The sequence below is a fragment of the Streptomyces sp. NPDC001717 genome (assembly GCF_042892775.1).
Taxonomy (GTDB): domain Bacteria; phylum Actinomycetota; class Actinomycetes; order Streptomycetales; family Streptomycetaceae; genus Streptomyces.
The window spans coordinates 49,058-57,048 of record NZ_JBIAUK010000045.1 but is presented as its reverse complement, the minus strand read 5'-3'; the positions used below and the strand labels follow the sequence as shown (position 1 = coordinate 57,048).

General features: G+C 70.5%; 7 protein-coding genes. 1 reads left to right on the top strand and 6 read right to left on the bottom strand.

Annotated features, from left to right (window positions below):
* Positions 1–160 precede the first annotated feature (160 nt).
* Entirely contained in the window at positions 161–718 is a 558-nt protein-coding gene (locus ACFYZL_RS38085) for a GNAT family N-acetyltransferase (RefSeq protein ID WP_384745415.1), read from the top strand.
* A 67-nt stretch (positions 719–785) separates the two neighbouring features.
* Here the strand turns inward: ACFYZL_RS38085 and ACFYZL_RS38080 are convergent, their stop codons facing one another.
* From ACFYZL_RS38080 to ACFYZL_RS38055, 6 genes are all read right to left on the bottom strand, one after another.
* Positions 786–2,270: a type VI secretion protein gene (locus tag ACFYZL_RS38080; protein ID WP_388685488.1), complete on the bottom strand. Its 1,485-nt coding sequence runs from the start codon at positions 2,268–2,270 to the stop codon at positions 786–788.
* 2 nt (positions 2,271–2,272) lie between these two features.
* Positions 2,273–3,688 carry an ATP-binding protein gene (locus tag ACFYZL_RS38075; protein ID WP_384745418.1) on the bottom strand — a complete coding sequence of 472 codons (1,416 nt, stop codon included), beginning with the start codon at positions 3,686–3,688 and terminating at the stop codon, positions 2,273–2,275.
* A 19-nt stretch (positions 3,689–3,707) separates the two neighbouring features.
* Entirely contained in the window at positions 3,708–5,267 is a 1,560-nt protein-coding gene (locus tag ACFYZL_RS38070; RefSeq protein ID WP_388685483.1) for an SCO6880 family protein, read from the bottom strand.
* Entirely contained in the window at positions 5,264–6,574 is a 1,311-nt protein-coding gene (locus tag ACFYZL_RS38065) for a hypothetical protein (protein WP_388685480.1), read from the bottom strand. Before ACFYZL_RS38065 ends, ACFYZL_RS38070 begins: the two co-directional genes overlap by 4 nt.
* Positions 6,564–7,391 carry a hypothetical protein gene (locus ACFYZL_RS38060; RefSeq protein ID WP_384745423.1) on the bottom strand — a complete coding sequence of 276 codons (828 nt, stop codon included), beginning with the start codon at positions 7,389–7,391 and terminating at the stop codon, positions 6,564–6,566. Before ACFYZL_RS38060 ends, ACFYZL_RS38065 begins: the two co-directional genes overlap by 11 nt.
* Positions 7,392–7,495: 104 nt before the next feature.
* Positions 7,496–7,804 (bottom strand): hypothetical protein, encoded by a 309-nt coding sequence (locus ACFYZL_RS38055; RefSeq protein WP_008742356.1) that lies wholly within the window; start codon positions 7,802–7,804, stop codon positions 7,496–7,498.
* Between the last annotated feature and the right edge of the window lie 187 nt (positions 7,805–7,991).

Genomic DNA, 7,991 nt, shown 5'->3' with positions numbered 1-7,991 from the left:
GGTACTGCAGGGGGGACCCTGTGGGAGAGTAGGACGCCGCCGAACAATCATTGTGGGAAAGCCCCGCACCTTCTGGTGCGGGGCTTTTCTGCGTTTACGAGCCTTTACGGGCCGGGAAATGGCAGTGAGCCGGTCGTGTGGGCGTGGTTAGGATCCGGGCATGACCGATGACTGCGTGATCAGGGCTGTACGGGGCGACGAGTGGGAGAAGGTCAAGGAGCTGCGGTTGGCCGCGCTGCGGGATCCGGCCGCGGCCGTGGCCTTCCTCGAAACCGAGGAGAACGCGCTGTCCCAGGAGGACGCGTACTGGCAGCAGCGGGCCGCGGGGGCTGCCGAGGGGCGAGGCGCCAGGCAGTTCATAGCCGAGGCCGGCGACGGGCGTTGGGTCGGGTCCGTGACCGTGCTCATCGAGGCGAAGGGCGGGACCGACTTCTTCGGGGAGGTCATCGAGCAGCAGCAGGGCCACGTGGTCGGCGTGTTCGTACGACCCGAGCAGCGCGGTAGCGGGCTCGTGGAGCGGCTGTTCGACGCCGCACTGGAGTGGTCGTGGTCGCTGGAGGAGCCGGTGACCGAGCGGGTGCGGCTGTTCGTGCACGAGGACAACGCCCGCGCCGAGGCCTTCTACCGGCGTTATGGATTCGGGGCGAGCGGCGTGCTGGTGCCGCTGGAGACCGGGGCCAAGGAGCGGGAGTACGTGGTCGTGAGGCCGGCCCGGTAGAGCACTGGACCGTGTCTTTCGGATCCTGCCGGGCGACGCGGGCCAGGCAGGATCCGGAAGGGACGGCCTAGGGGAGGGGCGCTTCCGGCCAGTGGGAGCGGGCCTGTTCGCGGCTGCGGCACAGGGCGACGAGGGGGAGTGCGTCGTCCGTCAGGAGTTCCGGGAGCTGGGGGATGGGGGCGACGGCCGCCACGTCCTCCAGGACCAGGGTGAGTGGTGGGTCGAGCCGACCGTGGGATGACCGTGCGGCCATGCGGCGGCCGTGCTCGACCACGTGAGCGGCGAGTGCGGTGAGCAAAGGCATCGCACCCGGGTGGGTGCGGGGGTCTTCCAGGGATTCGCCCACCACGTAGAGGGTGCCCCCCTCGGCCACGAATGAAGCCAGGGTCAGGGAATCGGTTCGGTTCGGGTTGCAGGCCTCGCGGATGTGGATCGAGGTCAGGGAGCTCAGGGCGCGGGCTGTGAGGTGGAGGGCCTGTTCGCGGCGTTCGGGGTGGGCCGTCAGGGCGCTCTCCAGTTCACCGGCCGCACCCGGGGTCGCCTGGGGGTGGGTGCGGAGGATGCGGACGGGGTCCTGGGCGCCGTTCCCCTGGCTCCAGCGGTGGAGCTGTTTGAAGGGGCGGTCGTCCAGGGCGGCTGCCTGGAGCCAGCTGCGCAGGAGCGTTTCCGCCGTGTGGGTGAGGGCGGCGTCGATGCGGGCCTGCGGGCGGACGGGGGCCAGGAGGGCGATCGCCCGGGCGGCGGCGGTGTCACGGTCGGCGCAGCCATCGGCCGGGTTCCAGTGCATGCGGGCCGGCGTGTCGCACAGGTGGGAGGGGTCGTAGAGGAGGACCGGGCCCATCTTGGCGCGGGCGTCCTTGGTCTGTGACCAGAGGGCGGGGGAGGAGGTGACGACGAGTGCCGCGCCTTCCGCCGCTGAGATGCTCTGCGCTGCCAGGTCGTGGCGTTGGGCGGGGGGTGCGTAGGTCAGGCGGTGTGGGGGAGTGGGCGTCCCCGTTGGTCCGGGGGTTCCCGTCGGTCCGGTTCTCGTGGTTGTGGTCGTGGTCGTGGGGGCGGGCGTCGGGGCGTAGCCGAAGCCGTAGCGGTAGGCCTCGTCCGTCGGGGGAGTTCTCGGGGCGCCGTTGGGTTCGGCCGTGGAGGGGCGCGGGTCGTGCGGGTCCGGTGTCGGGACGGCCGTCTGGCGGGCCAGGGTGCGGCGGGCCTTCGTGCGGGCGATGACGCCCATCGTGAAGATCGTCAGGACCAGCAGGACGAGCAGCTGGCTGATGAACAGGCCCCAGAAGAGGCCCCAGCCGGAGAGGGCCTCCGGGCTGGTGTCCGGCCAGGCGGCCGGGATGTCGTGGGGCTGCGCTATCAGGGCGCGGACGGCTCCCGGGGTGCGGGTGAAGGTGACCGTGGCCGGCCAGGTGCCCTTGGCGAAGAGGGCCGAGAGGCCGGTGGCCGACCAGACCAGGACGGCGAGGCCGAGGAGGAAGGCCAGCAGGCCGACGAGGACCCCGTCGGGGATTCCGCCGGCCCGGGCCGTGGGCTCCGTACCTCTGGCGTTGGACATGGTCAGGCCACCGTGGTCGCCGAGCCGGAGCCGTTGTTGCGGTGCCGTTCCATCGACAGGGCCCGTTCCTCCGCTTCGAGTTCCGCGGCCAGCATGTCGGCGGGGAGCGCGGGGACCGAGGATTCCGTCATCGCGCGGTCGGTGTAGACGAGGGGGCGTTCGGCTTCGGTGATCAGGTGTTTGACCACCTGGACGTTGCCGTTGACGTCCCAGACGGCGATGCCCGGGGTGAGGGTGGGGATGATCTCGACCGCCCAGCGGGGCAGGCCGAGGACGCGGCCCGTGGCGCGGGCCTCGTCTGCCTTTTGGGCGTAGATGGTACGGGTCGAGGCCATCTTGAGGATGGCCGCGGCCTCGCGGGCGGCGGCGCCGTCGACGACGTCGGAGAGGTGGTGGACGACGGCGACGAAGGACAGGCCGAGGCGGCGGCCGAACTTGAGGAGGCGCTGGAACAGCTGGGCCACGAACGGGCTGTTGATGATGTGCCAGGCCTCTTCGACGAGGAAGATGCGCTTCTTGCGGTCGGGGCGGATCCAGGTGTGTTCGAGCCAGACACCGACGATCGCCATGAGGATGGGCATGGCGATGGAGTTGCGGTCGATGTGGGACAGGTCGAAGACGATGAGGGGCGCGTCGAGGTCGATGCCGACGGTCGTGGGGCCGTCGAACATGCCGCGGAGGTCGCCGTCGACGAGGCGGTCGAGGACGAGCGCGACGTCGAGGCCCCAGGCGCGGACATCGTCTATGTCGACGTTCATCGCGAGGGCCGATTCGGCTTCGGGGTGGCGCAGTTGTTCCACGATGTCGGTGAGGACGGGCTGGCGGTCGCGGATGTTGTCGACCACGTAGGCGTGGGCGACCTTCAGGGCGAAGCCGGAGCGTTCGTCGAGGCCGTGGCCCATGGCGACTTCGATGATGGTGCGGAGCAGGGCGAGCTGGCCGGTCGTGGTGATCGCCGGGTCGAGGGGGTTGAGGCGGATGCCCGAGTCGTTGGCGGCGATCGGGTCCAGGCGGATGGGGGTTATTCCCAGCTGCTGGGCGATCAGGTTCCATTCGCCGACGCCGTCCTCGCCCTGGGCGTCGAGGACGACGACCTGGCGGTCCCGGAAGCGGAGCTGGCGCAGGACGTAGGTCTTCTCCAGGGCCGATTTGCCGTTGCCGGACTCGCCGAGGACGAGCCAGTGGGGGGCGGGCAGTTGTTGGCCGTACAGCTGGAAGGGGTCGTAGATGTAGCCCTTGCCGCTGTAGACCTCGCGGCCGATGATGACTCCGGAGTCGCCGAGTCCGGGGGCGGCGGTGGGCAGGTACACGGCCTGCGCCTGCCCGGTGGAGGTGCGTACGGGCAGGCGCGTGGTTTCGACCTTGCCGAACAGGAAGCTGGTGAAGGCGTCCGTCAGCGCGGACATGGGATCTCGCATGTGCGGAACTTCCCTCCAGCTAGCGTCGGATGCCGGTGGCGAACGGCAAGGTGTTGACGAAGGCGCGGTGGTGCTCGCGGTCGCACCATTCGAGTTTCAGGTAGGACTTGCCGGCGGAGGCGCGGATGGTGCGCTTGTCGCGGGCGAGGGCTTCGGGTGATCGCGAGGACACCGTGATGTACCCGACCAGGTTGACTCCCGCAGCGCCGCTGGCGAGATCTTCACCCCTCTGGTCGAGCCGTCCGTGGGCGGCGATGTCGCGGGGGTCGACGGTGCGGTTCATCTTGGCGGCGCGGCTGGCGTCGGCCTCGTCGTTCGTCTTCTCCGTGAGCATGCGCTCGATGGCGATCTCGGTGGGTTCCAGGTCCATGGTGACGGCGACGGTGCGGATCACGTCGGGGGTGTGGACGAGGAGCGGGGCGAGGAAGTTGACGCCGACCGGGGTCATCGGCCATTCCTTCACCCAGGCGGTGGCGTGGCACCAGGGGGCGCGGGTGGAGGACTCGCGGGTCTTGGCCTGGAGGTAGGTGGGTTCGACCGCGTCGAGTTCGGCGGGCCAGGCGTTGCGCTTGGTCATGGCCTGGATGTGGTCGATGGGGTGGTCCGGGTCGTACATGGAGTGCACGAGGGAGGCGAGGCGGCCCTGGCCGAGCGGCTGGCGGACGCGGATGTCGGCTTCGGCGAGGCGGGCGCAGATGTCGGTGAGCTCGCGGGCCATGACGATGGCGAGGCCGGCGTCGCGGTCGAGCTTGCGGCCCTTGGGGGTGCCGGCGCGGGCGATGGTGTGGGCCTCGGCCGCGAGTTCGCGCGAGTAGTGCATGCAGGCGACGAGGTAGGCGCGGTGCTGCTCGGAGGAGGTGGAGACCATCGACTGGAGCTGGTCGTACGAGTCGCGCAGCCAGCCGGGGGCGTTGGTGTCGCCGCGCTGGAGCACGTCCTTGGCGTGGGCGTCGGGGTCCGCGGGGAGGGTGCGGGCGAGCATCTGGAGGCGGGTGACGAAGCCGTCGCCGTTGGCGACGTGCTTGAGGAGGGTGCCGAAGCGGTCGACGAGGGCTTCCTGGTCCTCGCTGTCGCGCAGGCCGACGCCGGGGCCCTCGATCTCGATGGCGGCGGTGACGGTGCGGCGGTCCGCGTGGAGGAGTACGGCGATCTCGTCGGGGCCGAAGGGGGCGGCGAGCCAGCTGATGCGGCCGATGCCCGGGGGCGGGCCGATCTCGACCTCGCGGCCGTCGGCGGCGCGGGTGCCCGCTTCCATGGCGGTGGAGCGGTACGTGGTGCCGCGGCGCAGGGTGCGCTTGTAGCTGCGGTTGATCTCGAACCACTTGTAGAAGGTGCGGCCGCGGTAGGGGACGTACACGGCGGCGAGCGAGAGCATGGGGAACCCGGCGAGGCTCACGATGCGCAGGGTGAGGTCGGGGACGAGCAGTCCGCTCATCATGCCGAGGAACGCCCCCGCGATGATCAGGGCGATCTCGCCGGTCTCGCGGTTCTTGCCGACGATCGCGTTCGGCCGGGCGCGGCCGATGAGATACGTGCGGCGGGGCGCGACCGGGTGCAGCTGGTGGGACTGGGTCGTCAACGCCCGTCACCTCCTGTGTTCCTCGTGCTCGAACCTGTGCGGGGCGGGGGTGTGGCGGAGGGGACTGATCCGCCGCCGGCTCCGCCGCCGGTGGGGCGGCTGCTGTGGGCGGCCACGCCTCCGGAGATGGGGTTGGCGGGACGGGCGGCGTTGGCCGCCCCGCCGTCGCCGCCGCGGTGGGCGCCGCGGCTGCTGTGGGTCTTGATGCCCTGGGAGACGAGGGAGGCCGGGGAGCTGATGACGGCGGCGGCCTGGGCGCCGTCGGTGGCCTTGCTGCGGCCGGCGCGGGCGGAGGCGATCTCGTCGCCGAAGCCGGGGACGAAGCGGTAGATCATCGCGGAGGCGAAGATCGCCAGGAGGATGATGGCGAGGCCGGTGACGACGGCGGAGAAGGCGTTGGGGCCCTTTTCGCCGGTCAGTGCGCCGGCGAGGCCGAGGACGATGACGATGACCGGCTTCACGAGGATGACGGCGATCATGATGCCCGCCCAGCGGCGGACGTGGCCCCAGAGGTTGCGGTCGACGAGGCCGGAGTAGACGACGACGCCGAGGAGGGCGCCCACGTAGAGGAGGGCGGCCCGGATGAAGAGCTCCAGGAACAGGACGCCGGCGGCGAGGACGGTGACGAGGGAGACGACGATCAGCATGATCGGGCCGCCGCCGATGTCGTCGCCCTTCTTGAGGGCTTCGGAGAAGGAGCCGAAGAAGACGTCGGTCTGGCCGCCGGTGGCGGAGGCGATGACCTCGGTGACGCCGTCGGTGGCGGAGACGACGGTGTAGAGGATGAGGGGGGTGAAGGCGGAGGCGAGGACCGTGAGCCAGAGGAAGCCGATGGCTTCGGAGAGGGCGGTGGTCAGGGGGACGCCTCGGACGGCTCGTTTGGCCACGGCGAAGAGCCAGAGGACGAGGGTGAGGATGGTGGAGGCGGCGAAGACGACCGCGTACTGCTTGAGGAAGGCGGGGTTGGTGAAGTCGACGTTGGCGCTGCCCTTTACCGCTTCGCTGAGCTTGGCGACGATCCAGGAGGCGGCGTCGGCGCAGCCCTTGGCGAGGGAGGCGAGGGGGTTGAGGGCGTCGGTGGGGTCGCTCGGGGTGAGGCCCGGGCGGGGGGCGGCTCCGGAGCCCTTCTCGCAGTACTCCTTGGCCGAGCCGACGAGGAGTTCGCAGTCCTTGTTGGCCGACGGGGTCGGTGTGGGCGTCGGGGTCGGGGTGGGGGCCGCGTAGGCGTGGGTGGCCAGGGCGGCGAGGGCCAGGTGGGCAGAGGCGATCACGCCCAGCCGGGCGGGGAGCCGTCGGCTAGCGGGCATAGGTGAATCCTCCGAATTCCTTGATGGCCTTGCTCATGTCGTCGGACGTCGACACGGGGACATCGCCGGGAACCGGTGCGGGCCCGTCCTGCTGGGTGTCGTCGACGACCTTCCAGTCCTCGCCGATCCAGCTCAGTTCGAAGGTCCAGGTCTTCCAGAGGGTGCGGACCGGGTCGGTGGACTTGGCGCCGGACATGCCGATCAGGCCCGTGTACCAGACCGCGACCTTGGCGCCGGTCGGGGTGTAGCTCTCGACGCGGGTGCCGATGGGGACGGCCCGGGTGACGAAGGTGCTGCCCTGCGGGGGGTTCCCGTTCGCGTCGAGTCCGAGTTTGGCGAGGAACTCGGTCGAGTACGCCTCGTCCTGAGGACCCTTCAGGCGGGCCGCCGTCTCGGGTGCGTAGATCCCGTCGACGAGGGCGTGCCGGGTGTTCTTCTTGAACATGCCGTCGGAGCCCAGTGCCACCGCGTAGTTGGCGGCTGCGGACTGGGCGCCCTGTTCGTCGTGGGCGAAGCCGCGGGGGATGCCGGCGGTCTTGCCGGTGACGGGGTTGGTGCCCGTGGCCGCGGTGGAGGAGGTGGCCGGGGCGTTGTCCGCGGGTTTGTCCTCGGTGCCGTCCGGGGCCTGGTTCGCGAACGCGATGGCGGCGATCAGGAGGACCACGACACCGACCACCGTGATCAGGCTGCGGGATGCGCGGGGGGCGCGGCGGGTGGGGCCGTACGGGTCGGCGGGGGCGTCCGGGAGGCGGGTGCGGGTCTGGCCCGTGCCGCCGACCTCGCCGTAGCCGCCGCCGTAGTGGTCGTCGTTGCTCATTCCGTGTCGGCCCCCTCCGCGTCGTACGACGGCAGTGCTGGTTCCCGCTCAGGCGCGGTGTGGTGATTCCTCATCAGGTGCTGCCGCCGTGGTCCACGGCGCGGTCAGACGGCCATCCCGTAGACGATCGTGAAGAGCGTCCCGAGGGAGCCGATGATGAAGACTCCGGTCAGGCCGGCCACGATGAGGCCCTTGCCCTGTTCCGCGCTGAACGTGTCGCGCAGCGCGGTCGCGCCGATGCGCTGCTTGGCCGCGCCCCAGATGGCGATGCCGAGGCAGAGGAGGATCGCCACGGCCATGACCACTTCGATCATGACCTTCGCTTCGTTGCCGAGACTGCCGAACGGCCCCCAGTTCGGGGCGATTCCGCCGATGATGGTGGTGATGTCGCCCTTTTCGGCTGCCAGGATCATGTAACTCACCGCCCCTGTATGGGTAGTTCCGGTAGCCCGTGCCCGACGGCAGGGGTCACTCACTATCTTCGCTGATGAAACCGCCGTCGTCGTCGACTTGACGGCTCTCTTTACCCGATGTCCCAGCCTGTGACCCGACCGTGCGCTCTGACCTGGGCACGGGTGGCGGGTATGCGAATGTGCGTGT

Excerpts from the sequence above, each read along its gene's own strand:
- ACFYZL_RS38085 (WP_384745415.1), top strand. The coding sequence starts at position 161 with ATGACCGATGACTGCGTGATCAGGGCTGTACGGGGCGACGAGTGGGAG.
- ACFYZL_RS38080 (WP_388685488.1), bottom strand. The coding sequence starts at position 2,270 with ATGTCCAACGCCAGAGGTACGGAGCCCACGGCCCGGGCCGGCGGAATC.
- ACFYZL_RS38075 (WP_384745418.1), bottom strand. The coding sequence starts at position 3,688 with ATGCGAGATCCCATGTCCGCGCTGACGGACGCCTTCACCAGCTTCCTG.
- ACFYZL_RS38065 (WP_388685480.1), bottom strand. The coding sequence starts at position 6,574 with ATGCCCGCTAGCCGACGGCTCCCCGCCCGGCTGGGCGTGATCGCCTCT.
- ACFYZL_RS38060 (WP_384745423.1), bottom strand. The coding sequence starts at position 7,391 with ATGAGCAACGACGACCACTACGGCGGCGGCTACGGCGAGGTCGGCGGC.
- ACFYZL_RS38055 (WP_008742356.1), bottom strand. The coding sequence starts at position 7,804 with ATGATCCTGGCAGCCGAAAAGGGCGACATCACCACCATCATCGGCGGA.